This is a genomic window from Agrobacterium sp. DE0009 (assembly GCF_007680755.1).
Taxonomy (GTDB): Bacteria; Pseudomonadota; Alphaproteobacteria; order Rhizobiales; family Rhizobiaceae; genus Agrobacterium; species Agrobacterium tumefaciens_B.
Map to the genome: position 1 here is coordinate 294,395 of NZ_VEIU01000001.1, position 26,589 is coordinate 320,983.

General features: G+C 59.9%; 21 protein-coding genes. 10 read left to right on the top strand and 11 right to left on the bottom strand.

The genetic code is table 11. From position 1 onward, the window contains the following. Positions 1–67 precede the first annotated feature (67 nt). The gene (locus tag FS804_RS01535) at positions 68–901 is read left to right on the top strand and encodes a response regulator (protein WP_063949114.1); all 834 of its coding nucleotides are present in this window, start codon (positions 68–70) and stop codon (positions 899–901) included. Positions 902–916: 15 nt separating this feature from the next. On the opposite strand, the gene FS804_RS01540 is transcribed toward FS804_RS01535, so the two are convergent. The 3 genes from FS804_RS01540 to parE all read right to left on the bottom strand — a co-directional run bounded on the left by FS804_RS01540 (position 917) and on the right by parE (position 5,639). After that, the gene (locus FS804_RS01540; protein ID WP_144574133.1) at positions 917–2,473 is read right to left on the bottom strand and encodes a phospholipase D family protein; all 1,557 of its coding nucleotides are present in this window, start codon (positions 2,471–2,473) and stop codon (positions 917–919) included. A gap of 90 nt (positions 2,474–2,563) precedes the next feature. After that, the gene (locus tag FS804_RS01545) at positions 2,564–3,454 is read right to left on the bottom strand and encodes an NAD(P)-dependent oxidoreductase (RefSeq protein WP_144574135.1); all 891 of its coding nucleotides are present in this window, start codon (positions 3,452–3,454) and stop codon (positions 2,564–2,566) included. Between the two features lie 64 nt (positions 3,455–3,518). Then, positions 3,519–5,639 carry a DNA topoisomerase IV subunit B gene (gene parE / locus FS804_RS01550; protein WP_144574137.1) on the bottom strand — a complete coding sequence of 707 codons (2,121 nt, stop codon included), beginning with the start codon at positions 5,637–5,639 and terminating at the stop codon, positions 3,519–3,521. 224 nt (positions 5,640–5,863) lie between these two features. Between parE and FS804_RS01555 the strand changes: the two genes are divergently transcribed. The 4 genes from FS804_RS01555 to FS804_RS01570 all read left to right on the top strand — a co-directional run bounded on the left by FS804_RS01555 (position 5,864) and on the right by FS804_RS01570 (position 10,207). Continuing rightward, entirely contained in the window at positions 5,864–6,745 is an 882-nt protein-coding gene (locus FS804_RS01555; RefSeq protein WP_144574139.1) for an alpha/beta fold hydrolase, read from the top strand. Positions 6,746–6,956: 211 nt separating this feature from the next. Further along, positions 6,957–7,727 carry a triose-phosphate isomerase gene (gene tpiA / locus FS804_RS01560; protein ID WP_063948907.1) on the top strand — a complete coding sequence of 257 codons (771 nt, stop codon included), beginning with the start codon at positions 6,957–6,959 and terminating at the stop codon, positions 7,725–7,727. A 115-nt stretch (positions 7,728–7,842) separates the two neighbouring features. Beyond that, complete coding sequence (gene secG, locus FS804_RS01565; RefSeq protein ID WP_144574141.1) at positions 7,843–8,319, top strand: preprotein translocase subunit SecG; 477 nt, start codon at positions 7,843–7,845, stop codon at positions 8,317–8,319. A gap of 259 nt (positions 8,320–8,578) precedes the next feature. Further along, complete coding sequence (locus tag FS804_RS01570; protein WP_063949116.1) at positions 8,579–10,207, top strand: CTP synthase; 1,629 nt, start codon at positions 8,579–8,581, stop codon at positions 10,205–10,207. Positions 10,208–10,506: 299 nt separating this feature from the next. On the opposite strand, the gene fumC is transcribed toward FS804_RS01570, so the two are convergent. Beyond that, positions 10,507–11,898, bottom strand: a complete 1,392-nt coding sequence (gene fumC / locus FS804_RS01575) for a class II fumarate hydratase (protein WP_063948908.1) — start codon at positions 11,896–11,898, stop codon at positions 10,507–10,509. Between the two features lie 502 nt (positions 11,899–12,400). On the opposite strand from fumC, the gene FS804_RS01580 reads away from it, so the two are divergent. After that, the gene (locus FS804_RS01580; RefSeq protein WP_186376722.1) at positions 12,401–14,269 is read left to right on the top strand and encodes a murein L,D-transpeptidase; all 1,869 of its coding nucleotides are present in this window, start codon (positions 12,401–12,403) and stop codon (positions 14,267–14,269) included. A gap of 233 nt (positions 14,270–14,502) precedes the next feature. On the opposite strand, the gene FS804_RS01585 is transcribed toward FS804_RS01580, so the two are convergent. Beyond that, complete coding sequence (locus tag FS804_RS01585; protein WP_144574144.1) at positions 14,503–15,204, bottom strand: phosphoglycolate phosphatase; 702 nt, start codon at positions 15,202–15,204, stop codon at positions 14,503–14,505. A gap of 188 nt (positions 15,205–15,392) precedes the next feature. On the opposite strand from FS804_RS01585, the gene rpiA reads away from it, so the two are divergent. From rpiA to FS804_RS01605, 4 genes are all read left to right on the top strand, one after another. Further along, positions 15,393–16,088, top strand: coding sequence for a ribose-5-phosphate isomerase RpiA (gene rpiA, locus FS804_RS01590; protein WP_144574146.1), 696 nt, complete (start codon positions 15,393–15,395; stop codon positions 16,086–16,088). A gap of 16 nt (positions 16,089–16,104) precedes the next feature. Then, on the top strand, positions 16,105–16,671 hold the full coding sequence (locus FS804_RS01595; protein ID WP_063948910.1) for a DUF2059 domain-containing protein: 567 nt from the start codon (positions 16,105–16,107) through the stop codon (positions 16,669–16,671). A 144-nt stretch (positions 16,672–16,815) separates the two neighbouring features. Then, positions 16,816–18,204, top strand: a complete 1,389-nt coding sequence (gor, locus tag FS804_RS01600; RefSeq protein ID WP_144574148.1) for a glutathione-disulfide reductase — start codon at positions 16,816–16,818, stop codon at positions 18,202–18,204. A gap of 249 nt (positions 18,205–18,453) precedes the next feature. Beyond that, a complete protein-coding gene (locus FS804_RS01605) occupies positions 18,454–19,830 on the top strand; it encodes a class II 3-deoxy-7-phosphoheptulonate synthase (RefSeq protein WP_063948912.1) in 1,377 nt (458 codons plus the stop codon). Between the two features lie 70 nt (positions 19,831–19,900). Here FS804_RS01605 and FS804_RS01610 read toward each other — a convergent pair whose 3' ends face one another. The 6 genes from FS804_RS01610 to FS804_RS01635 all read right to left on the bottom strand — a co-directional run bounded on the left by FS804_RS01610 (position 19,901) and on the right by FS804_RS01635 (position 26,533). Beyond that, positions 19,901–21,640 carry a TadG family pilus assembly protein gene (locus tag FS804_RS01610; protein ID WP_144574150.1) on the bottom strand — a complete coding sequence of 580 codons (1,740 nt, stop codon included), beginning with the start codon at positions 21,638–21,640 and terminating at the stop codon, positions 19,901–19,903. A gap of 1 nt (position 21,641) precedes the next feature. After that, positions 21,642–22,064: a TadE/TadG family type IV pilus assembly protein gene (locus tag FS804_RS01615; protein WP_063948914.1), complete on the bottom strand. Its 423-nt coding sequence runs from the start codon at positions 22,062–22,064 to the stop codon at positions 21,642–21,644. Positions 22,065–22,201: 137 nt separating this feature from the next. Beyond that, complete coding sequence (radC, locus tag FS804_RS01620; protein WP_144574152.1) at positions 22,202–23,044, bottom strand: DNA repair protein RadC; 843 nt, start codon at positions 23,042–23,044, stop codon at positions 22,202–22,204. Between the two features lie 13 nt (positions 23,045–23,057). Then, a complete protein-coding gene (map, locus tag FS804_RS01625) occupies positions 23,058–23,891 on the bottom strand; it encodes a type I methionyl aminopeptidase (RefSeq protein WP_172801608.1) in 834 nt (277 codons plus the stop codon). Positions 23,892–23,922: 31 nt separating this feature from the next. Continuing rightward, positions 23,923–24,642, bottom strand: coding sequence for a DNA/RNA nuclease SfsA (gene sfsA / locus FS804_RS01630; RefSeq protein WP_144574154.1), 720 nt, complete (start codon positions 24,640–24,642; stop codon positions 23,923–23,925). A 31-nt stretch (positions 24,643–24,673) separates the two neighbouring features. After that, entirely contained in the window at positions 24,674–26,533 is a 1,860-nt protein-coding gene (locus tag FS804_RS01635) for an alpha/beta hydrolase (protein ID WP_144574156.1), read from the bottom strand. Between the last annotated feature and the right edge of the window lie 56 nt (positions 26,534–26,589).

Consider the following 26,589-nt stretch of genomic DNA (forward strand, 5'->3'; position numbering starts at 1 on the left):
GCTATTAATCATTCCGAAAAATGAGCCTGCTATGTTCCACTGGCATTTCGATGGGGGTCGGGACAGAATGAATTTCCTGGGCATAACGGGCATGCAATATTCGGGCGTGCCTTTCACCAATAGCCGGATTTTGCTGGCGGAAGACAGCAATGTGTTCACGCAGATGGTCAGCAGGCGGCTGAACGAGATGCTCGGTGTATCCGTGGAGCTATGTCGCTCTTTCGAAGAGTTGCAGGCCTGTTACGAACATTCATCCGAGCCGGTGACGCTTGCCATTTCCAACATCAACCTGCCCGGAGCTGAAAAGGGTGAGGCGCTGGAATATCTGATCGACCTTTCGATCCCGACCATTGTCTTCACCAGCACATTCCATGAGGCGACCCGCGAAACGCTGATCGCCAAAGATGTGGTGGATTACATCCTGAAGGACAATGTTTTCGCCGTCGACATGCTGACGGAATCCGTCTGTCGCTTCCTCACCAACCACCGCCATCACGTGTTGATTGTCGATGACAGTCCAACCGCGCGGGCGCTGCTTTCAAGCCGTCTAAAACGGTATAATTTTCGCGTCAGCCTTGCCGACAGCGGCGCGAAGGCGCTCGATATCCTCAAGGCCAATCCCGATATCGGCCTTGTGGTGACCGACTACAACATGCCCGATATTGACGGCTTCGAGCTGACGAGGCGCATCCGCACCTTCCGTGGGTCGCATGAGCTGCGCATCATTGGCGTGTCCTCCTCCACCAACCGGCTGCTTTCAGCACGCTTCCTGAAGGCGGGCGGCAATGATTTCATGCTGCGGCCATTCATAGACGAAGAGTTCTATTGCCGCGTCAACCAGAACCTGGATACGCTGGTGCAGATACAGCTGGCAAAGGCAGGGGTGCGGCCGGCGGCGTGAGCCGGACGCTCGTCTTCAAAGCTGGGATTCCAGCGGCAGGAAGCGCATGATGCCGGCGACGATCCGCCGGCTGATGGCGGCATCGGGTTCGCGACGGAGTGTCCTTGATTGCCCCTGTTCTTCGGTGACCCAGACGATGTGTTTGCCCTTGTCGATTTCGAGTTCAAAACTCATCGTGCGGCGGATTTCATCGGCGAAAATCTCGTCCATGCAGGCAACGAGGGCGGGGGAGTTGAACACCACGCCCATTTCCGTGTTGAGCGAGGCAGAGCGCGGATCGAAATTGAGCGAACCGATATAACCGGTCTCTCCATCCCGCGTGAAGGCCTTGGTATGCAGGCTCGCCTGGCCCGAGCCGCGCAGGGTAAAGTTTGATTGATCCGCTTGCGCACGCAATTCGTGCAGCCGCACCCCGGCGGTGAGAAGCGGTTTGCGGTAGCGGGCGTAACCGGCATGCACGGCGGCCACATCTGTCGCTGCCAGCGAATTGGTCAGGATGGCGACCGACACGCCGCTTTCGGCGAGGCCCGAAAATATCCCCACACCCTGTTTGCCGGGAATGAAATAGGGGGAGGTGATGTGAAGGCTGTCGCTCGCGGCCTGCATCAGCGGCAGCAGGCTCTCCATGAGAAAGTTGTGACCTTTGCGGCGTTTTCCCGCCGCCTTCTCCGGCGGATCGGCCAGCACATCCGCCGCCTCGACCCAGTGCAGGCGATCTGACATCAGGAAATGATCGCGGCCATGTTGGCTTTCGACGCGCTCGAGATAGGGTTTTGCTGGCTCGCTCTTTGGCAGGGCGTCCAGCTCACGCCGCAACTTGGCTAGTTTGTTAGGCCTGCGTGCGAGCAGCGACCGGACCGGAAGGGCAACGGCGCTGTTCCAGTAATCGTCGAAGATTTCGGTGGCATCGGCAACAATGTCGCCGAAACCGAGAATGTCGAAATCGTGGAAATTCGCCCGCTCGGCGGCATCGAAATAGGCGTCGCCAATGTTACGGCCGCCAACGATGACCGCGCGCCCATCGGCAATCCATGCCTTGTTGTGCATCCGCCTGTTGACGCTGCGGAAACGCAGAACCAGCTCGACCCCGCGATAGAGAATGTTCTCCCGCGCCCTTGTCGGGTTGAACAGGCGAAGTTCGATGTTGGGGTGGCTGTCGATGGCGTGGAAGATGCGATCCGACATGGAGACGCCGAGATCATCGAGCAATAGCCGCACCCGCACCCCGCGATCGGCGGCGGCAATCACCTCCCGCATCATCAGCCGTCCGGTAAGATCGGCATTCCACATGTAATACATGAGATCGAGGCTGCGCCCCGCGGCCCGCGCCGAGGCCACGCGCACCGCAAAGGCATCGAGATTGGAATGCAGGAGGCAGAGAGCGTTCTTTTCGTTCCAGCCGTTCTTGATCGATTGCCAGTGCCGGTCCAGCGCCGTTTCCTCCTCCGCCACGGGCAGGGCGGTAGAGGGGCGTTTCGGAATGGCCTTCTCCCGCTGTTTGCCGATGACGACAAACAGGCTCGGCCCGATGAGCACGAGAAGAATGATGATGAAGACCGTAAATGCAGTCACTTGTTTTGATCGCTCCCGGCCCGAAGAGTATCAGGCGCAGTGAAAACGCGCGAGGGGGGAAAGCGTTCACGGTGGCGGTGCCTTGGTACGCTATTCGGATTTCCTGTTGATAGTCGCACCCACAGGCAGCACCTCCAGACTGCGGCGGGCAAGTTGGGCGAGCACCTCTTCGAAGCCATAACGGGAGGTCCAGCCGAGCGATTTTCTGGCCTGCAGAGGCGAATAGATGCGGTCGATGGTTGCAGGCAGCGCCCATCCCCTTTGTGCAAAAGCGTCGGCGAGGGCAGGCATCCGCTGCCGGAGGATCGAGGCTGCGTCGCGTGCGAGGTCGTTGCAATCGCAAGCGGCAAACGGCGTTGCCCCCGATATGATATAGCGCTGGAAATCGTCGCCCGCATTGGTGAGTGCCAATAGATGGGCGTCGGCCACATCGCGGATATCGACGCCGCGATGCAGCCTGTAAGCCGCCATCACATCGGCAGGCTCCGGGAAGCTTCTTGACATGCGCAGAACGCGTACGGCGAGATGCGGACCAGCGATTTCCTCCAGCGCCTGCTCGGCTTCGAGCTTGGTGCGGTGGTAAATGCTCTTTGGCCGGGGTGGCGTGTCTTCGTTTATGAAGGTGCAGGTTTCGGCGGAAACGGCGTCGCCATAGAGCGCGGTGGTGCTGGTAAAGACCAGCCGTTGTACGCCTGCTTCCACCGCCGCTGCTGCCAAGATACGGGTGCCTTCGACATTGATGCGCCGGAACTCCGCGTCGGGGACGATGCCGACATGCGGCGCGTGGAGCGCCGCCGCATGGATCACCGCATCCGCCCGCGCCACAGCCGAACGCAACAATCCCATGTCAGCGAAATCGCCGACGAAGTGAGTGGTGGAAAAGGGCGAGCGGTCGATACCGATCACCTCATGCGTGCCGGCAAGAGCGCTGAAGATCGCGCGGCCGACCCGGCCTGAACTGCCCGTCAACACGATCCGCACGATGGCGCCTCCCCATCACCTCTGACGACAGCGCCGGGCGCTGCCTTTTACGGTTCTTTCTGGATCAGATATCCAGATTATCAGCAAAGGCCGCCCGTTCCTGAATGAAACGGAAGCGGGCGTCGGCCTTTGTGCCCATGAGGTTATCGACAGCTTCGCGGGTGCCTTCGAAGTCCACGTCATCGATCTCGACGCGCAGAAGGGTGCGCTTTTCTGGATCCATGGTCGTTTCTTTCAGCTGGGCCGCCATCATTTCGCCGAGGCCTTTGAAGCGGCCGACTTCGACCTTTTTGCCCTTGAAGACGGTTTCCATCAGCTCGGCGCGGTGCGCGTCATCGCGGGCATAGACGCTCTTGGCGCCCTGGCGGATGACGTAGAGTGGTGGCACTGCCAGATAGAGGTGGTTGCCGCGAATGAGTTCCGGCATTTCCTGATAGAAGAAGGTGATGAGCAGCGAGGCGATATGGGCGCCGTCGACGTCGGCATCGGTCATGATGATGATGCGCTCGTACCGCAGGTCCTCTTCGCGGTACTTGGTGCGGGTGCCGCAGCCGAGCGCCTGGATGAGATCGGCGATCTGCTGGTTGGCGGAGAGTTTTTCGCGGCTGGCGCTGCCGACGTTCAGGATCTTGCCGCGCAGCGGCAGGATGGCCTGATTGGCGCGGTTGCGCGCCTGCTTGGCCGAGCCGCCAGCCGAGTCACCCTCGACGATGAAGAGTTCGGCCCCTTCGGCCGTGTTCTGGGAGCAATCCGCGAGTTTGCCCGGCAAGCGCAGCTTCCGCACGGCGGTCTTGCGGTTGACTTCCTTTTCCTTGCGGCGGCGCATGCGCTCTTCCGAGCGCTCGATGACCCAGTCGAGCAGCTTTGCCGCCTCGGCCGGATTGCCGGTAAGGTAATGGTCAAATGGGTCGCGCAGGGCGTTTTCGACGATGCGCTGGGCTTCGACGGTGGCGAGCTTGTCCTTGGTCTGGCCGACAAATTCCGGCTCACGGATGAACACGGAGAGCATGCCGGCCGCCGAAATCATCACGTCGTCGGTGGTGATGTCCTTGGCGCGCTTGTTCTGCGTCAGGTCGGCATAGTTCTTCAGGCCTTTGGTGAGCGCGATGCGCAGGCCCGCTTCATGCGTGCCACCTTCGGGGGTTGGGATGGTGTTGCAATAGGAGTGGATCTGCGTGTCGCCGCCATACCAGGTGACTGCCCATTCCAGCGCGCCATGGCCGCCGGTCTTTTCGGTGCGGCCTGAGAAGATCTCGCGCGTGACGGTGAATTCCTTGCCGAGCGTGGCGGCAAGATAATCCTTGAGGCCACCGGGGAAATGGAAGACGGCCTTTTCAGGGATTTCGCCACCGGCGGGCACAAGACCTGGGTCGCAGCTCCAGCGGATTTCGACGCCGCCGAAGAGGTAAGCCTTGGAGCGGGCCATGCGGAATATGCGGGCCGCCTCGAATTTCGCGTGATCGCCGAAGATCTGTGGATCGGGATGGAAACGCACCCGGGTGCCGCGGCGGTTATGCACATCGCCCAGCTCTTCCAGCGACCCGATGGGCAGGCCGCGCGAAAAGCGCTGGCGGTAAAGCTTGCGGTTCCGCGCGACTTCGACTTCGAGCAGGTCAGAGAGCGCATTGACCACGGAGACGCCGACGCCGTGCAGGCCGCCCGATGTCTCGTAAGCCTTGCCGTCGAATTTGCCGCCAGCATGCAGCTTGGTCATGATGACTTCGAGCGTCGACTTGCCGGGGACCTGCGGGTGGTTCTCCACCGGGATGCCACGGCCGTTATCCGTTACCGTCAGGAAACCTTCGACATCGAGATGGACTTCGATGAAATTGGCGTGACCGGCAACGGCCTCGTCCATGGAGTTGTCGATGACTTCGGCAAAGAGATGGTGCAGCGCCTTTTCGTCCGTTCCGCCAATATACATGCCGGGGCGCATACGCACCGGCTCGAGGCCTTCGAGGACGCGAATGGAAGAGGCGCCGTAGTCGTCACCGGTGGGAGATACAGGCGGCGGCGGAGCGGACGAGGCGATGGGGGCAACGGCTGCGGGTTTTGGCTGCACGTTCACATTGGCAGCAGCGGTCGCCGGGGCCTTCGCGGTTTTCGCCGAGTCCTCGTTCGTGTCCGTGTCGCTGTTTCGTGCTGCCGGAAGACCGGAGAAAAGATCGTTGCTGTCGTCCATCATGTCCAAAGTTCAAAAGCGTGTGTCAGAATTTCGCCCTGCGAATCATTATGCCATCAGCGTCAATCATAACGCCAAATGCGGTTCCCGTCCGATTGAACCGGGTCCAACTGGCGAGCGCGGCGCATCCTATGCCACGATTGTGTCAGGGTTTCGCAACAGGAGGATTGCGCTGCGGACCTTGCGATGGCAAGTCTCGCAGCCACGAATGAACGGTTAGCCAAGGCATGTCCACAGCTCATTTCACGTTTTGTACTCTTTTCAGCCTGACTGTGGCGGCCATGCCCGTCGCAGTCTCCGCGGCCGACGGGCCGCTGCGGCCTTTCAAGGACGAGTTGTTTTCGGCGCAGACGGTGCTTTCCACCGGTGACGACGGCGCGTCCGAGGTCATCGACTATCAGGAGATGCGTGACATCAACGGCCGCGACGAGGTGCCGGAGCGTCGGGTGAAGCGGCAATATGTGGATATGGCGCCGAAGAAGGTGCAGGCGCTGGAAACCGTGTCCGTTGAGGGCAGGGCGCTTGAGGTCGGCCGCGTCGGACCGGCCAGCGGGCAGGCCTTCACCGTCATCTTCATCCATGGACGCGGCGGCGACCGGCGGCTTGGCATGAACGACTATACGTTCGGCGGTAATTTCAACCGGCTGAAAAATCTGGCCGTCGCCAATGGCGGCACCTATTACGTGCCGAGCGTTCGTTCCTTCGATGAGAACGGCGTTGCCGATGTTGCGGCGCTGATTGCCGATGCGGCCAGAAAATCCGGCGGAAAGCCTGTCGTGCTCACCTGCGCGTCGATGGGCAGTTTCATTTGCTACGGCATCAGCCGCGACAAGGCAGCCGTCGCCAATCTCAAGGGCATGGCGATCCTCGGCGGCGCGGTCGATCCCGATTTTCCGAAAAGCGCCTTTGCCAAAGCGAAGAAACCGGTCTGGTTTACCCACGGCAGCGCCGACAAGGTCTATTCCGCCGATCAACAAGCGACGATTTTCCGCACGTTGTTGAAGGCTGGGGAGCCCGCGCGGTTCACGCGTTACGAGACTGGCAGTCACGGCACCCCGGTGCGTATGACCGACTGGCGGGCGGTTTTGAACTGGATTTTGAGCCGATAGGGGGCCGGTTCTAAGTCAGTAACGACAAATTTTCCGGGATTTGTCGCTGGCTTTAACCCTCGGACCGCTTTTTTGTACCAATTGCCGCCGGCTGCGGCTAAAGGAATATCCGGGAAATTCAGGCAGAGCTTCTGTCTTGATCAAGGGCCGGCTTCGGCCGACGGATGGGGTGCCTCAAGCGGCGCTCCTAGACAAAGGGAATGGGATACGCATGACGCCGAATGTTCGACCGCTTGTTGCCGGAAACTGGAAGATGAACGGCACGCGTGCCTCACTCGATCAGATCAAGGCCATGGCAGAGGGCGTCAAGGGCGCGCTGTCCGAAAAGGTGGATGCGCTGATCTGCCCGCCTTCCACACTGCTTTATGTCGCGACCGCGCTCTGTGATGACAGCCCGTTGATGATCGGCGCGCAGGATTGCCACCAGAATGCCTCCGGCGCCCATACCGGCGATATCTCCGCTGAGATGATTGCCGACTGCTTCGGCACCCATGTCATCGTTGGCCACTCCGAGCGCCGCACCGACCATGCCGAGACCGACCATCTGGTACGCGCAAAGGCATCCGCTGCCCATGCGGCCGATCTCATTGCCATCGTCTGCATTGGGGAAACGGCGGATGAGCGCAAGGCGGGCCAGACGCTCGATATCCTGAAGCGCCAGCTTGCCGGCTCGCTGCCGGATGAGGCGACCGCGGAAAATACCGTTATCGCTTATGAACCCGTCTGGGCGATCGGCACCGGTCTTACCCCCACCACGCAAGATGTGCGCGAGGCCCACGCCTTCATGCGCGACGAGCTCGTCAAGCGCTTCGGCGATGCCGGCAAGACAATGCGCATTCTTTATGGCGGCTCGGTAAAGCCGACCAATGCGCTGGAGTTGATGGGCGTTGAAAATGTCGATGGCGCGCTGATTGGTGGGGCGAGCTTGAAAGCGTCGGACTTCCTGTCCATCTATGCGGCATATGAGCGACTGACGGCCTGAATGAGGCTTTCCTGAAAGAGTATCGGGAAAGGGGCTTGGAATAAGCCTTCGCCTCATGTAAAGAGCCGCAAAACCTTCTTTATGGTGCTCCGCGCGGGGCATGGAATGGATTGTCATGCAGACCGTTTTGATTGTAATTCACCTCATGATCGTGCTGGCGCTTGTCGGCGTGGTCCTGATCCAGCGTTCCGAAGGCGGCGGCCTCGGCATCGGCGGCGGTTCGGGCTTCATGTCCGCGCGCGGAACGGCCAATGCGCTGACCCGCACCACGGGCATCCTCGCCGCGCTGTTCTTTCTGACATCGCTCGGCCTTGGTCTCATGACCCGGTACGAGTCGCGCCCGACCGATATTCTCGATCGTATCCCGGCCACGCAGGGGCAGGGTAACGGCATTCTGGATACGCTCGGCCCGTCGACCACGGCACCGGCAACCCCGGCTCCGGCTGAAAATGGCGTGCCGACCAATAGCGGTGCTGCTGCACCGGCCCAGAACGCACCCGCACAGACGACACCGGCTCCGGCCGCTTCCGGTACCGCCGCTCCGGCCCCGGCGCAGCCCGCCGATCCGAACGCAGTTCCGACCGGTCAATAAGCCCGGTTTTGATTTAACGCTCCGGCAGGCCAGCGCATAGCCCTTGAAATCATTCATGATTTAAAGAAAGGCCTATGCGCCGACCTGGAAGCGTTACAGCGTCCTTTGCGCGTCTATGACGCGCGGCGCTGTAATGCCTGCCGGTTTTCTTTTGTTCGCATTCCGGCCAGTTGAACTGTGAATTCGTCAACAGCGAATTTGCAACATCATGAAATTTGGGCTGGCGGAATCAGAGGTAAAAAGGTATCCGGTGAATCCCATGGCGCGATATGTATTCATCACAGGCGGCGTGGTCTCCTCTCTCGGTAAGGGCATCGCAGCTGCTGCACTCGGAGCTTTGCTGCAATCCCGTGGTTATCGGGTGCGGCTTCGCAAACTCGACCCCTATCTGAACGTTGATCCCGGCACCATGAGCCCGACACAGCACGGCGAAGTGTTCGTGACTGACGACGGTGCCGAGACGGACCTCGACCTTGGCCACTATGAACGCTTTACCGGGCGTTCGGCCACCAAGACCGACAACATCACGACCGGTCGCATCTACAAGAACATCATCGACAAGGAACGGCGCGGCGATTATCTCGGCGCAACGGTTCAGGTCATTCCGCATGTCACCAACGAGATCAAGGATTTCGTGATCGAAGGCAATGACGATTACGACTTCGTCATCTGCGAGATCGGCGGCACGGTGGGTGACATTGAGGCGATGCCGTTCATGGAAGCGATCCGTCAGCTCGGCAACGACCTGCCGCGCGGAACCGCGATCTATCTTCACCTGACGCTGATGCCCTACATTCCGGCGGCTGGCGAATTGAAGACCAAGCCGACCCAGCATTCCGTGAAGGAACTGCAGGCGCTCGGTATCCACCCCGACATTTTGCTCGTGCGCGCCGACCGGGAAATCCCTGAAGCGGAACGCCGCAAGCTTTCGCTGTTCTGCAACGTGCGTCCTTCCGCCGTCATCCAGGCGCTGGATGTGGCGAATATCTACGACGTTCCGATTGCCTACCACAAGGAAGGCCTCGATTCGGAAGTGCTGGCCGCTTTCGGCATCGAGCCGGCGCCGAAGCCGCGTCTGGAACAGTGGGAAGAGGTTTGCAACCGTATCCGCACGCCGGAAGGCGAAGTGACGATTGCGATCGTCGGCAAATATACCGGCCTCAAGGACGCGTATAAGTCGCTGATCGAGGCGCTGCATCACGGCGGCTTTGCCAACCGCGTCAAGGTCAAGCTCGAGTGGATCGAGTCGGAAGTCTTCGAAAAGGAAGATCCGACGCCATACCTTGAAAAGGTCAACGGCATTCTGGTGCCGGGTGGTTTCGGCGAGCGCGGTTCTGAAGGCAAGATCATGGCGGCGCAGTTTGCGCGTGAGCGGAACGTGCCGTATTTCGGCATCTGCTTCGGCATGCAGATGGCGGTCGTGGAAGCGGCGCGTCATCTGGCCGGCATTGAAAATGCCTCCTCCACCGAATTCGGCCCGACTGCCGAGCCGGTTGTTGGTCTGATGACCGAATGGGTGAAGGGCAACGAGCTCGAAAAGCGCTCCTCCAAGGGCGATCTCGGCGGCACGATGCGCCTCGGCGCCTACAAGGCGGCGCTGAAGAAAGATACCAAGATCGCCGAGATTTACGGCTCCACGGATATTTCCGAGCGCCACCGTCACCGCTACGAGGTGAATGTGGACTACAAGGACCGGCTGGAAAACTGCGGCTTGGTCTTCTCGGGCATGTCTCCGGATGGTGTGCTTCCGGAAACGGTGGAATATCCTGATCATCCCTGGTTCATTGGCGTTCAGTATCACCCGGAACTCAAGAGCCGCCCGCTCGACCCGCATCCGCTTTTCGCCAGCTTCATCGAAGCGGCGGTGGAGCAGAGCCGGCTGGTTTGACGGTTTGAAGGTTTACGAAGAGGGTCGCGAAAGCGGCCCTTTTTTATTTGGGGAGAGCTAGACTTTTCCTCCGTCATCCGGACTAGATCCGGGGTCCAGTACGATCAAGTCTTTAATCGTAAAAGACTTTTTTGACGGCGCAGACGCGCCGTAGCTGGATGCCGGATCAAGTCCGGCATGACGGAGAACTCTTCCCCGACTGATCATCCTGAGATTCGTTCTGAATGGGCTTTTCTTCTGTTGACTAAAAAAAACGGGCCCGAAGGCCCGTTTTGCATTCCACCAAAATTCAAACAGGCTTACTTCGGCCCGATCATGTTCTCCGGCCGTACAAACTGGTCGAATTCCTCGTTGGTGAGGTATCCGCCACCAACGGCTTCTTCGCGCAGCGTCGTGCCGTTCTTGTGGGCGGTCTTGGCGATCTTGGCGCAGATGTCGTAGCCGAGCTTGCCGTTCAGCGCCGTCACCAGCATCAGAGAGTTTTCGACGCCCTTCTTGATATTGTCTTCGCGGGCCTCGATGCCGACGACGCAATTGTCGGTGAAGGAGACGGCGGCGTCGCCCAGAAGCTGGACCGACTGCAGGAAGTTGTAGGCCATCATCGGGTTGTAGACGTTGAGCTCGAAGTGGCCCTGCGAACCGGCAAATGAAAGCGCTGCATTGTTGCCGAAGATGTGGGCGCAAACCTGCGTCAGTGCTTCCGACTGGGTCGGGTTCACCTTGCCCGGCATGATCGACGAGCCGGGTTCGTTTTCCGGCAGCGAGAGTTCGCCGAGACCGGCGCGGGGGCCGGAGCCGAGGAAGCGGATGTCGTTGGCGATCTTGAAGAGCGCCGCAGCGGCCGCATTGATCGCACCATGGGAGAAGACCATGGAATCATGCGAGGCAAGCGCTTCGAACTTGTTCGGCGCGGTGACGAAGGAAAGGCCGGTAATCTCAGAGATTTCTTCGGCGACCTTTTCGGCAAAACCGACCGGGGCATTAAGACCAGTGCCGACGGCCGTGCCGCCCTGGGCGAGCTTCGACAGCGCGGGCAGGGTGGTTTCGATGTTGGCGATGGCGGAGGCCACCTGAGCGGCGTAACCGGAGAATTCCTGGCCGAGCGTCAGCGGCGTTGCGTCCTGCGTGTGGGTGCGACCGATCTTGATGATCTTTTCGAACTGCTTGACCTTGGCTTCCAGCGCCTTGTGCAGGTGCCTGAGGCTCGGCAGCAGGTGGTGAACGATCTGCTCGACGCAGGCGATGTGCATCGCCGTCGGATAAGTGTCGTTCGAGGACTGGCTCATATTGACGTGGTCGTTGGGATGAACCGGCTTCTTGCTGCCCATTTCGCCGCCGAGCATCTCGATTGCGCGGTTGGAAATCACCTCGTTGGCGTTCATGTTGGACTGGGTGCCCGAACCGGTCTGCCAGACGACGAGCGGGAAGTGCTCGGTCAGCTTGCCGTCGATGACTTCCTGTGCGGCGGCGATGATGGCTTCGCCGATCTTCGGGTCGAGGCCGGCAAGCGCCATGTTGGCGCGGGCGGCGGCCTGTTTGACGATGCCGAGCGCGCGAACGACCGATGCCGGCTGCTTTTCCCAGCCGATCTTGAAGTTGCCGAGCGAGCGCTGCGCCTGCGCGCCCCAGTAGCGATCGGCCTGAACGTCAATAGGGCCAAATGTATCGGTTTCCGTCCGTGTGGCTGTCATCAATCTTGCCTTTTTACTCGTGTTCCTCCGCCAAAACGGCGCCTTCGCCCGCCTTGCGCGGCCGATATATAGAATCATCGCGGCAGCAAAGAAAGCCGCTGTCATGCGGCGCGGGAAGATATTTCCCTTCGGCTTGCAGCGATTGGCGTGCGCCCGGTGGGGCAAGAAGAAAAAGGCGCCCGCGTGGCATTTTTACTACGTGCTGAAAAGGCCGAGAAGCCGGGCTTTTGCCGCATGCTTCCGTGGCGTCCGGGTCAAAGCAAAGTGAATGAAATAAATAGAAATTTAACCATTCTCGCCAATTCTGGAAATTACGTTTTTATGGCTTCGGCTGTATTATGAGGTTCATTTCGGCACGATTTTGGGCTTTGGGCGTTTTCTTTTCAACGGGCCGTTGATCGGCTAGAGATGCATGAAACTGATGCCCGCCGTTTTTCCGGTGGTGCTGGGTGCTACGAGGATCAAATTGCAAGTCACATCTGGAAAATCATCGGCAGCACTGGTGCTGGCTCTCGGTCTTTCCGTTTCAACCGCTCTTCCCGGCAGTGCCGGGGCGGTGACCCTGATGGACCTCCTTCGCGGCGGCCCGGGCAAGATCGCGCGTGACCGCGGCGAGTTGCCGCCCGCCGGTATCGTCACCTCACCGTCCGGTTCTGCATCGGGTACTGCGCAGAGCGCGGATGCTTCCGACCCTGAGCCTCTGCCGCGCGTTTCAGGCCCGCGCTATTATGATTATAAGGCGGATACGGCCCGTGCGGTAAACACGGCGAATTTCGGCGAAGGCCTTGCCAACCTGAAGTTCAGCGCCACGCCGGAGATCGCCAAGGCGCTGGAAGCCTATTACGGCGCCGGCGGCAAGACGCTGTGGGTTTCCGGCGGCGAACTGACCGAGCGCGCCAATGCCGTCCTCGCTTTCCTCGAGACGGTTGGCGAAAGCGGCCTTGATCCTGCCGATTACAGCATTTCCGCACCGGCAAAGGACGTGACTGCAAGCATCAGCAGCAATGTCGTCGGCGCCACGTCGAACGGCACGCCGGTGGAGACGGCCTCGGCGCCTGTTTCCGACGCTTATCAGCGGGCGCAGATGCAGTTCGAGCTCGCGCTTTCGGCAAAAGTTCTCGCCTATGTGCAGGATACGACCCGCGGTCGCGTTGATCCGAACCGGATTTCCGGCTACCATGATTTCAAGCGCAAGACGGTGAACCTCGCTCCCGTTCTGAAACTTGCGGGCCTGAGCCCCGATGTGGCCGCCTATCTGCGCAGCCGCGAGCCCTCCAGCGCCGAATATCAGGCGCTGAAGGCAGAGCTTGCGCGTCTGCGTGGCGAGGGCGATGCTGCCCATGCCGTGCGCGTTCCCGCCGACCTGGTGCTGAAGCCCGGCAACAGCAGCGCCGATATGGCGAGTGTGGTTAAGGCCATTGAACATCGCGCATCGCCTGCCTTCAAGACAGAGCATGCGGCGATCATCTCCGCGTACCAGCAGACGCCGGAATACACACCCGATCTCGTTGACCTCGTGAAGGCGTTCCAGAGCGAAAACGGCCTGAAGGCCGATGGCGTGATCGGTCGCGCAACGGTTCGCGCGATGGTTGGCGAAAGCAACGATGCCAAGATCGCCAAGGTGCAGGTGGCGATGGAGCAGATCCGCTGGCTGCCGGCCGATCTCGGCCAGCGTTATGTGTTCATCAACCAGCCCGCCTTCATGGCCTATTATCACAATGATGGTGTCGAACAGTTCGGCATGAAGGTCGTGGTCGGCTCCAAGGCAAACCAGACCTATTTCTTCCAAGACGAGATTCAGACCGTCGAGTTTAATCCCTATTGGGGCGTGCCGCAGTCGATCATCATCAACGAAATGCTGCCGAAGCTGCGCCGCGACCCGTCCTATCTCGACCGGCTGGGTTACGAAGTGCAGGTGAATGGCCGCGCCGTGTCGTCCTCCAGCGTCAACTGGTATGGCTCGACCAACGCCGTTTCCGTGCGCCAGCCGCCGAGCAGCGACAATGCGCTGGGCGACCTGAAAATCCTCTTCCCGAACGCCCATGCCATCTACATGCATGACACGCCGGCCAAGAGCTTCTTCAACCGCGACATGCGCGCACTGAGCCACGGCTGTATCCGTCTGGTGGAGCCGCGCCGTATGGCGGCTGCCGTTCTCGGCACCACCATCGACAAGGTCAACGAACAGATCGCCTCCGGCAAGAACCGCGCCGTTCAGGTGCCGGTAAAAATCCCGGTCTATGTGTCCTACTTCACCGCATGGCCTGACAAGGACGGCAAGGTGCAGTTCTTCGACGATGTGTATGATCGCGACAGTTACGTGCAGAAAGCCTTTGCGGTGACGACGAAGGCAAGGGCCAGCTCGATCTGATCGACATCGTGTTGAGAGGAAAAGCGCCGGAAACGGCGCTTTTTTGTTCGATGGCAAGTCGGCCACAAGAATGGCGGGTTTAAACGGCAGCATCCGCACGCCGTCACCCCGGACTTGATCCGGGGTCCAGTGCGATCAAGTCTTTGATCGCGCGAAGACCCATTTCACTGCGCAGACGCGCCGTGGCTGGATGCCGGATCAAGTCCGGCATGACGGTGGCGAAAAGGGTTGTCTCAGGCCGCCGCGGCACCCTTTGCGACTAGCTGCTCGAACAGTTCCGGCGTCAGCGTCGCAAGATCGCTGATCACGACATCCGGCTCGAGTTTCACCATCGGCACATCCGTATAGCCGAAGGTAACCCCGATAGAGGGCACCTTGGCGTTTTTCGCTGCAAGGATATCATTGATGCTGTCGCCGACCATGACGGTGCGTTGCGGGTCTCCGCCTGCCTTTTCGATGGTGCCGAGAATATGGCGCGCATCAGGTTTGCGGAATTCGAACGTGTCGCCACAGGTTATGGCCTTGAAGTACGGGGTAAGGCCGAGTTTATCGAGCAGCGGCACGGCTAGGATTTCGGTCTTGTTGGTGCAGACAGCAAGAGCGACGCCGGCCTGCGAGAGCCCATTCAGTGCATTGACGATGCCGGGGTAGGGACGGCTTTCGCCGGGCATTTCAGCGCGGTAATGGGCGATAAAGCGATCATAAAGCGGATCGATTTCGGCTTCCGGCAATTCCGCCTCGCGCAGCGCGAAGGCGCGCTTGATCATGACCCGCGCGCCCTGGCCAACAAGGTGAGTAAGGTCGTCGTAGGTGACAGGTGCGAGGCCGGCGGCGGCGATTGTGAAGTTGAGGCTCGAGACAAGATCGGCGGCGGTATCGACCAGCGTACCGTCGAGATCAAAAATGGCGAGCGGGGAGAGCGGGCGGGATGTCACGGAAACGGCCTCTTGGGGAATGCGGGGCTGAGCTATTCATTCTGTCATTCGCGCCAAGCCTAGGCAAAGCCACCTGTCTTTGCAACCGCATCGCAACGTTCTGTTCGTTGCCTTGAAAAAGGCTTTCGTTTGGCTTTCGACCCGTGTAAACAGCACGGCGACAACAAAGCTACCGGAGTTTCAGGCACATGGATGCCCGCCAGATGAAGATCAAGGCCGCCGAGGCCGCACTGTCCCACGTGCAGGACGGAATGCGCCTTGGGATCGGCACGGGTTCGACGGCCGAGGAATTCGTCCGGCTTCTGGCGGAAAAGGTTGCTGCCGGCCTCAAGGTTGAGGGGGTTCCGACATCAGAGCGCACCGCGCGCCTGTGCGTCGAGCTTGGTGTGCCCTTGAAATCACTCGATGAATTGCCTGAACTTGATCTGACTATTGATGGTGCGGATGAGGTCGATCATACCCTGCGGCTCGTCAAGGGCGGTGGCGGCGCGCTGCTGCGCGAGAAAATCGTGGCGGCGGCTTCGGCGCGCATGATCGTGATTGCCGATCAGACCAAGGTCGTCGAGACCCTCGGTGCCTTTCCCCTGCCGATCGAAATCAATCCGTTTGGCCAGGTCGCAACCCGCATCGCCATCGAAAAGCTGGCATCGCGGTCCGGCCTGTCGGGTGATCTGAAGCTTCGCGCTTCCGGCGACGGCGCCTTCATGACGGACGGCGGACACCTCATTCTCGACGCATCTTTTGGCCGTATTCCTGATGCAGAAGCGCTAGCACGCGATCTGCACACGATTCCCGGTGTCGTTGAGCACGGACTTTTCATTAATTTGGCATCGCTTGCCATTATCGCGGGTCCTGAAGGCGCCCGCGTGATGCAGGCAGTATAACAGGAGCGAGATTTTCATGATCAAACTAGCGGGACTGGGCAAAGCTGCCGCTGCTTCGATCCTTATTTCCGGCATCGTGTTCGGTACTGCCGCACGCGCCCAGGAAATTTCCGAAGCGCATATTGCTGCCGCACGCAAGGCCATCACCTCCCTTGGTGTAACCGACCGTTTTGACGACATTCTGCCGGGCCTCGCCGAGCGTCTGAAGGCCGAACTCATTCAGGCTTCGCCCAATGTTCAGGACGCGATCACCGCGACCGTCGACGCCAAGGCGCTTGAGCTTGCACCGCGCCGCGCTGATCTGGAGCGTGAAGCCGCACTGACCTACGCACGCGCTTTCTCGGTTGAGGAACTGAACGCCATTTCGACGTTCTACGGCAGCGAAGCTGGCAAGAAGCTGTTGAAGGACGGTCCGATCGCCACCCGCGAACTGATGAAGGCCGCCGACATCTGGGCAGCCGGCATCAACCGCGACCTCAACACCTCCAGCATGACCGAGCTGCAGAAGGTCGCCGGCGCAGACCTGAAGCCGCTTCCGGCCGACCACAATGCCACGGGCGGCGCTCCGGCTGCCAAGCCGTAAGGCGCCTTCCAAGGTTCAGAAATATTCAAAGCCCGGTTGCCATACCGGGCTTTTCTTTTGTGCGTTGCAGCACCTATATGTGGCGTGAATGCATCGCCGCTGGCTCAGGATGGAGCGTGGCGATTTTGATCAGGGGTTTTGACTATGACAGCTTATGACTACGATCTTTTCGTCATCGGTGGCGGTTCCGGCGGCGTGCGCAGCGGCCGTGTTGCGGCGTCCCTCGGCAAGCGCGTGGGCATTGCTGAAGAATACCGATATGGCGGCACCTGCGTCATCCGCGGCTGCGTGCCGAAGAAGCTGTTCGTCTACGCTTCGCAATTCCCTGAACATTTCGAGGATTCGGAAGGATTTGGCTGGAGCGTGGGTGAGCGCAGCTTCGATTGGAAGAAGCTGATCGCTGCGAAGGACAAGGAAATTGCCCGGCTGGAAGGTCTCTATCGCAAGGGACTGGAAAACGCCAAGGCCGATATTTTCGAGAGCCGTGCCGAGCTGGTCGATGCCCATACCATCAAGCTGACCAAAACCGGACAGACTTTCACCGCCGAGCGTATCGTGATTGCCGTCGGCGGCACGCCGAACGAGCACAGGGCGCTTCCCGGCCACGAGCTGACGATCTCGTCCAACGAGGCTTTCAATCTCGAAGAGTTGCCGAAGTCCATCCTGATTGCGGGCGGCGGTTACATCGCCGTCGAATTTGCCAATATTTTCCATGGACTTGGCGTCGAAACGACGCTGATCTATCGCGGCAAGGAAATCCTGTCGCGCTTCGATCACGACATGCGCAAGGGTCTGCATGAGGCGATGGAAGCCAAGGGCATCCGCATCATTCTGGAAGATGTCATCGAAGAAGTGAGCAAGGACGGCGCGGGCGGCTTCGTGGCGCGCACCAACAAGGGCAATTCCCTGCATGTCGGTCTGGTGATGCTGGCGCTTGGCCGCGATCCGAACACCAAGGGCCTCGGGCTTGAAAATGCCGGTGTGAAAGTGGATTCGCGCGGCGCGATCATCGTTGATGACTATTCGCGCACAAACGTGCCCAGTATCTTCGCGCTGGGCGACGTCACCGATCGGGTACAGCTGACGCCCGTGGCGATCCACGAGGCCATGTGCTTTATCGAGACGGAATACAAGAACAACCCGACCAAACCTGATCATGAGTTGATCGCGACGGCCGTATTCTCGCAGCCGGAAATCGGCACGGTCGGTCTGTCAGAAGAGGAAGCGGCCTGGAAATATCCGGAACTCGAAGTTTATCGCGCACAGTTCCGGCCAATGAAGGCGACGCTGTCGGGCCGCCAGGAAAAGACGATCATGAAGCTGATCGTCAATGCTGGCGACCGGAAGGTGGTTGGCGTGCATATTCTCGGCCACGAGGCCGGCGAAATGGCGCAGCTTCTCGGTATCACGCTGAAAGCCGGCTGCACCAAGGATGACTTCGACCGCACCATGGCTGTTCATCCGACGGCAGCCGAGGAGCTGGTGACGATGTATTCGCCGAGCTACCGAGTGGTGAAGGGCGAGCGGGTCTAACGCCGATGCAGCTGTGATTTAATCGCTACTTATCTCTGCTCGTTGCCGTCTGGGAAGGTATTTTTCTGGCGGCGACGGGTGCATTAAATCGTTTGAATTAACTTTTATGCCTCCGGAGTGCGCAAATAGAGCAGAATGGGCCGGTTCTCTCGGAGATCGGCTATGCAAAGCCTGTGCTTGGAGCTATAAGCCGCTCAATTTTTCGAGGCGGTCGCGCGTCCTTTGCGCGGTCGAAGGAAGGGTAAGAACATGGCACAGAATTGGACCCCCGGCAGCTGGCGGCAGAAACCGATCCAGCAGGTTCCCGAATATCCTGATGCGGCAGCGCTTGCTGCGACGGAAGCCACGCTTGCGACCTATCCGCCGCTGGTCTTTGCCGGTGAAGCCCGCCGCCTGAAAAAACAGCTCGCCAATGTGGCAGAAGGCAACGCCTTCCTGCTGCAGGGCGGCGATTGCGCCGAAAGCTTCCTCGAGCACGGCGCGGACAATATCCGTGACTTCTTCCGCGCCTTCCTGCAGATGGCCGTGGTGCTGACCTACGGTGCACAGCTGCCAGTCGTAAAGGTGGGACGGATTGCCGGCCAGTTTGCCAAGCCGCGCTCTTCCAACGTGGAAGTGCAGGATGGCGTGACGCTGCCGTCCTACCGCGGTGACATCATCAACGGCATCGAATTCAACGAAGCCTCGCGTATTCCGAGCCCGGAGCGTCAGCTTGACGCCTACCGCCAGTCGGCGGCGACGCTGAACCTGCTGCGCGCTTTCGCCATGGGCGGTTACGCCAACCTCGAAAACGTTCACCAGTGGATGCTCGGCTTCATCAAGGACAGCCCGCAGGCGGATCGTTACCGCAAGCTGGCCGACCGCATTTCCGAAACCATGGACTTCATGAAGGCGATCGGCATCAGCGCCGACAGCAATCCGAGCCTGCGCGAGACGGATTTCTTCACCAGCCATGAGGCCTTGCTGCTTGGTTACGAAGAGGCGCTGACCCGTATCGATTCCACCTCCGGCGACTGGTACGCGACATCGGGCCACATGATCTGGATCGGCGACCGCACGCGTCAGCTCGACCATGCGCATGTCGAATATTTCCGCGGCATCAAGAACCCGATCGGCCTGAAGTGTGGTCCCTCGCTGACGCCCGACAATCTGATCGAGCTGATCGATGCGCTGAACCCGACGAACGAGGCCGGCCGTCTGACCCTGATCTGCCGTTTCGGCCACGACAAGGTGGCAGACAGCCTGCCGAAGCTCATCCGTGCGGTGGAAAAGGAAGGCCGCAAGGTCGTATGGTCCTGCGATCCCATGCATGGCAACACGATCACGCTCAACCACTACAAGACGCGGCCGTTCGAGCGCATCCTGTCGGAAGTCGAAAGCTTCTTCCAGATCCATCGCGCCGAAGGCACGCATCCGGGCGGCATCCACATCGAGATGACCGGCAAGGACGTGACCGAGTGCACGGGTGGCGCGCGCGCCGTGACGGCGGATTCGCTGTCCGACCGTTACCACACCCATTGCGATCCGCGCCTCAACGCTGATCAGGCGCTGGAACTGGCATTCCTGCTGTCCGAGCGCATGAAGAGCGGTCGCGACGAAAAGCGTCTGGCAATTGCCAACGCCTGATCCGGGCGATTAACGTATAAAAAAAAGCCGCCGGGAGACCCTCCGGCGGCTTTTTCGTGCGTGGTGTTGATTATTGCACCAGCGCGGGCTGCTGGCAGCGGACATCCGTGACCCGCACATCGGCTTCACCGATCTTGACGCCGAGGACGAGGAGCACGTTGTAGAGCAGCTGGTCCACAGGCGCGGTGACTGTCGCCAGCGTGTTGGCCAGCGCCGACTGGACGCCTGCGAGACCCCCCAGATCAAGATTGATGAAGAGAAGCCTGATATCGAGATTGAGGTTCTTCAGAAGCGAACTGACAAGCGTCGTGACAGTATCCTTGGTCGAGACGCTCTTGATCTTGGCTTGCGTAATATCCGACTGGGTGAAGGTGAGTTTTGTCTTCGTCATGTTGGTGGCGTTGATGAGGGCGCTGCCATTGATGGCGAGCAGCGTCGAATCCACGATCGCCGCTTTCGTCACGCGCGGATCCCTGCCGAAATTGGCAAAGGCCGAGGTATCGACGTTGCCGAGCGCGATTTCCGCAACGCCGGGGACGACTTCCACATCCACCGTCCCCTGTCCACCGCCGGTGCATCTGATATCGGCAAGGCGTGCTTCGGCATGGGCGACTTCTACATAAAGCGGAAGATTGATCTTGAGGCCGGCAAGGGCCTGAAGGCCATCGACCACGACATTGAGTGCGAGCCGCGTCTGCGCCGTGCGCACGATGGTGCCCTGGCCGCCAACGGCGAGCGACGGCGTTTCAACGGGCGGTTCGCCAATGGCGAGCGTTGCCTTGACGGAGGCGAGCCCGAGCAGATTGGCATTGAGATTGAGGCCAAGCTGTTTGCCGCCATTACCGGCCACGGCTGCGGCGTTGATGAGATCAAAGACGCCGGCGGTGACTTTCAGGTTTTCGCCGGTTCCAATCAGCTTGTCGGAGAGGGGGCCGAGATTGAGGATTTCCTCGAGCTTGATCTTGACGTTGCTTTTGTTGACGGTCTTCTGGAGCGTGTTCAAGACGGTAACGACGGCCGGTTGCAGGCCGGTGGTTTTCGTCAGCACTTCCAGAAATTTGCCGTAGCTGATCTCTGTCTGCAGAACGTCCTTATAGGTGCCGGCGGTCAGGTTAAGATCGATGGCCAGCGCCTCGACGATCTTCAGCGCATTGACATCGGCGGCGACAAGCGCCTGATAGTCCATGAGTTTCAGCGACACGGTCGTGCCGAGAAGGCCGCCAAGCAGGCTGTTGAGGATGCCCTCATCCAGACTGGCGAGGCGCGATCCCACCGAATACGCGGCGATCTTCTGTGACGAGGCAGTGCCGACTGCGGAGACCTTCGGCGGCGTTGTGAAGGCGGAGGCAAAGAATATCTGCCCCTGTTCGACGATGTTCACCTTGATCGCGTTGGTGGGGAGCGCATTATCGACGAAACGCTGGCCCACCGGCACGGTCGCATCCGGCTCATAGTGACCTTTGATGACCTCCGCATAGCCCTTGCTGGTCGCGAACTCATTGAGCGGATCGAAGGGTTGCAGCCCCTCGGCGGTCAGCAGCCCCTTATCCGTCTTGACGCCGAGGTCCATGCCATTGAGGGCGAAATATTGCTGGACTGCTTTTTCCGGATCGGCAGCGTTTGCCGCCCCGGAAATGGCCGCGAGATCGGCTGTCTGCTGCAATTGCCGTTTCTGCAATGTGAGGTTACCGTAATCGACACCCAGCGCCAGGATGCCGATGAAAAGCGGTGCGGTGAGGCCGGCGGAAATCGCGATATTGCCGCTCTTGTCCTTGAGGAAGCGGGGGAGCAGGGAATGAAGATGTCGCATGTCATGCTCCTCCGATCCGGATGGTTGAAAAGCGCCGGATCACCGGCTCGGGCAGGGTGTAGCTGTAGAGGCTCCAGATCGGCAGGTTGCTGGCGTCGTATTCCACTTTCACCGTAAACTGGTTCGCATTGGCAGGGTCGGTGGCGACATTGACGGTGAAGCGGGTCTTGTCCATGAAAGCGTAGCTGAGGTCGCTTTTGGTTACGAAGTCGCGGGCCAGTTGCTGGCGTTCGGTCGTGTTGAGGCCGGCGACGGCTGTTCGAGCCGCGTCGGCTGCAATCTGCTGAACCGAGTAGGCCGCCATGAGGTAAATACCGTAGGCGATCATGGTGAGCAGGACGAGAAAGAAGATCGGAGCAACAATGGCGAACTCGACGGCAGATGAGCCGGCTCTGTCGCGAAGGAAACGCACTGCATTACGCATAAAGCACCCCCGTTCCTAAAGGCACCAAGGTTCGATGCCTTGTTTTATTATTTTCGGAAATGCTAATTTATAGGCGTTAATTTTGTGTTGATGCCGCCCTTATGGGTTGCAGGACATGTTAAACATTCGCGTCCGCTTCAGATCAGTCGGAGACCCTTGAAGCTGGCATGGCCGTCCTTGCCAATGATGATATGGTCGTGGACAGTGATGCCAAGCGGCTTTGCCGTCTCGATGATGGTTTTGGTCATCTCGATATCCGCACGCGAAGGGGTTGGATCCCCACTTGGATGATTATGGATTAAAATCAACGCTGTAGAGGAAAGTTCAAGTGCCCGGCGAACGATTTCGCGCGGGTAGACCGGCGTGTGGTCCACGGTTCCCTGTCCCTGAACTTCGTCGGCAATCAGGACATTTCGCTTGTCGAGGAAGAGAATGCGGAATTGTTCCCGCGTCTCGTAGGCCATGGCGGCATGGCAATAGTCGATGACCGACGACCACGAGCCGAGAACCTGCTTGTTGCGGATTTCGCTTTTCAGCATGCGTTGGGAGACGGAGGCGACAAGCTTCAGGTCGAGGGCGACGGCCTCACCCACGCCCTTTACCTCCTGCAACAGGGCCACCGGCGCACCGAGCACGCCGCCGAGAGTGCCAAACCGGGCAAGCAGCGCCTTTGCGATGGGTTTTGTATCGCGCCTCGGGATCAGCCGGAACAACAGAAGCTCCAGCAATTCATAATCGGCCAGCGCTGAATCCCCGCCATCGCGGTAGCGCGCCCGCAACCGGTCTCGGTGACCGTGATAGTGAGCGGCATCCGCTTCGTGTTCCGTAGCGGCTGCGGCCCCCTCTGCCTTTTTCGGCGCACTGCGTGGCTCTGAAAAAAAGCCGCGCTCGTCTGCCCCTTCGAACAGATCGCCTTCGCCCGCCTCGAAGCCTGACGTCGGAGAAAGATCGGCGGAAGGCGGGGCGGGGCGTTTTGCCATGGATGGTGGGGCCTTAAGCGAGTGGCGGCAGGCCCGGACGATCAAGGCCGCCCGGCGACAGCGTGAAAATTTCACAGCCGGTGGCGGTGACGCCGACGGCATGTTCGTATTGCGCGGAAAGCGACCGGTCGCGAGTGACCGCCGTCCAGCCATCGGAAAGCACCTTCACATGCGGCTTGCCGAGATTGATCATCGGCTCGATGGTGAAAATCATGCCCTCGCGAATTTCCGGGCCTTCCTCGGGGTGGCCGTAATGCAGGATGTTCGGTGTATCGTGGAACAGGCGTCCGACGCCATGGCCGCAGAAATCACGCACGACAGAGCAGCGCTCAGCTTCCGCATAGGCCTGGATCGCGGCGCCGATTGCCCCGGTTCGCGCACCGGGCTTCACCGCCGCAATCCCGCGCATCAGGCATTCATAAGTTACTTCCATCAGACGTTCGGCGGCGCGCTTGATCTGGCCGACCGGATACATGCGGCTCGAATCGCCATGCCAGCCGTCCAGCACGTAGGTCACGTCGATATTGACGATATCGCCCTCGCGCAGCGGCTTTTCATCGGGAATGCCGTGGCAGACCACATGGTTGATCGAGGTGCAGACGGACTTCGTATAACCGCGATAATTGAGCGTCGCCGGCAACGCGCCATGATCAGCGCCGAATTCGAAGACGAAACGGTCGATGGCGTCGGTCGTCACACCCGGCTTGACGATGGCCGCCAGCTCATCGAGGCAACGCGCCGTCAGCTGGCACGCCTTGCGCATGCCATCGAAATCCTCAGGCGTATAAAGGCGGATGACGCCCGTATTCTTGAGGGGGGCGGAGGCTGCGTCGATATAGGTGACCATCATAGTGCTTTCTGTCTCTTCACGTCCCTGTTCATAAAACAGCTGGACGCCATTCGTCCATCTTAACCGTTCCGCTGACCGAAATTTGTGTCGGCGAGACCGCGCATTTCACCGCATAGGCTTCCACACCGCGCGCCATTGCCCGTGCGAAAGCCAGCGCATAGACTGGATCGAGATCGTCGCAGATGCGCATGCGGTCGCAATCGTCGCGCTGGATGAGATAGAGCATCACCGCACGGTGACCAAGTTCCGCGGCGTCACCCAACTCCTCCAGATGTTTGGCGCCGCGTTTGGTCGCGGTATCGGGGAACTCGGCAAGGCCCTTTTCGCGCATGAAATGCACGTTCTTGACTTCCACATAGGCGTCCGGCCGGCCGGGGTCGGATAGCAGGAAATCGATGCGAGAGTTGCGGCCGTATTTCTGTTCGCGCCGGATCGTCGAATAACCCCCAAGTTCCGGGATGCGGCCGTTGATTATGGCTTCTTCCGCCAGCCGGTTTGGCATGCCGGTGTTGATGCCGACGACGGTTTCATCGGCCTCGACCATTTCCAGCATGTGGCGATATTTGCGGGTGGGACTGTCGTGCTGCGATAGCCAGATGCGGGACCCCGGCGTCGTCAACCCGCGCATGGAGCCGGTATTGGGGCAGGAGCCGGTGATCTCAGTGCCGTCTTCCAGAACGGCATCGAAGAGGAAGCGCTTGTAGCGGGAAATCAGCGTCGCTGGAATGAGCGGGGGTGTGAAGAACATCGTGCCAGAAGGATCAGGTGAAGGGCAGGGGTCAGGACAGGACGTAGATTCCCGGCGCATTGCCGAGCACCGGGCGCTTGCCATCCCCGGGTTTGCGGGCATTTACCTTCTCGGCGTCCTGGCTCTCGATCCATTTCTGCCAGTGGACCCACCAGGAGCCCCTATGTGGTGTGGCGGTGGCCTGCCAGGCTTCGAAGTCTCCGGATGGTGACGGGCCGGTCCAATACTCATATTTTTCAAGCTGGGGGGGATTGACGACGCCGGCGATGTGGCCGGAAGCACCAAGCACGAATTCCACCGGCCCGCCGAACAGGGCAGCACCCGCAAAGACCGATTTCGCAGGCGCTATATGGTCGTCGCGGGTCGCGAGATCGTACACCGGTATTGTGATATCGCCGAGATTGATGCGCTTGCCGCCAACGCGCATCAGCCCGCGGGCCAGATTGTTTTCGAGATAACAATTGCGCAGGTAGAATGAGTGGCAGGCGGCGGTCACCCGGGTCGAATCGGAGTTCCAGTAGAGCAGGTCGAAGGGCATCGGTTCCGTTCCGCGCAGGTAATTATCGACCACATAGGGCCAGATAAGATCGGAGGCGCGCAGCATGTTGAAAACGGTGGCCATGATCGAGCCGTCGAGATAACCGACTGCCTGCATATGTTTGTCCAGCGCCGTCAGCTGGCCCTCATCGATAAAAACCTTGAGATCCCCAGCGTGGATGAAATCGGTCTGGGCAGCGAGAAGCGTGGCGCTGCGAATGCGCTCCTCGCCGTCCTGCGCGTGAAGCGCCAGCGCCGAGGCCAGAAGCGTGCCGCCGACACAATACCCGATGGCGTTGATTTCCTTTTCGCCGGTCTGCGCCTCGATGGTCTCCAGCGCGAAACCGATGCCCTCGCTGACGTAATCGTCCCAGCTCTTTTGCGCGAGGGTCGCATCCGGGTTCACCCAGGAGACCATGAAGACGCTGTGGCCCTGCTCGAGGCACCAGCCGACAAAGGACTTTTGCGGGTTGAGATCGAGAATGTAGAATTTGTTGATCCAGGGCGGCACGATCAGCAAGGGACGTTTGAAGACCTTGTCGGTGGTCGGCTCGTAATGGATGATTTCGCAGAGCGGGCTTCTCGCCACGACCTTGCCTGGCGTGACGGCAATGTTCTGTCCGATGACGAATTTGCTGTAATCGGTCTGGCGCAGCTTCAGGTGGCCATTGCCGGCGGCCACATCCTCCGCCAGTTGCGCCATGCCCTTGACGAGGTTCGCGCCGCTGGAGGCGACCGTCTCACGGAAGACCTGCGGATTGGTGAAGACAAAATTGGCGGGCGAAAGCGCTTCGGTGACCTGCCGCATGTAAAACTGCGCCTTGGTCCGGGTATGGTCGTCCAGTCCGTCTGCTTCCGTCACCATACGGTCGGCAAAACCGACCGTCGTCTCGTAAGCTTTGAGCAGAAAATCGAAGAAGGGATTAGCCTGCCAGTCAGCATCGGCGAAACGCTTGTGTCTGCGCTGTGCAGGACCGCTTTCGACCTTCTTGTCCGGGGCCGAATCGGCCTCGCCGGAAAATTGCGCGACCGATTTCGCCCAAAGATCGTAATAGCTGGAAAGCAGGTGGGTCTGCGCCTCGAGCGACCGTTTCGGTTCCGCCATCCAATATTCGGCGACATCTGACAGCGTCTTCACCAGATCGGTCACGGGATCGGCCGTTGTCTTGGGGATATCGCCACGCTCGCGCGGAGCCAGCCATTCGGAGGCGGCCTTGCCGAGGTTTTCGAGCGCACGGGCGATGTTGAGTGCGAAGGCTTCGGGGTCGCGGATCAGGTAGGCTTCGGCGGATGTGGCGTCGAAGCCGGGCGTTTCGCCACCCTTTTTCTCAGCCCCGCCGTCAACACCTGCCATGCACCATCCTCCGCCAAATTTGTGTTTGCACATTCTGCATGAAAACGAATACAAGT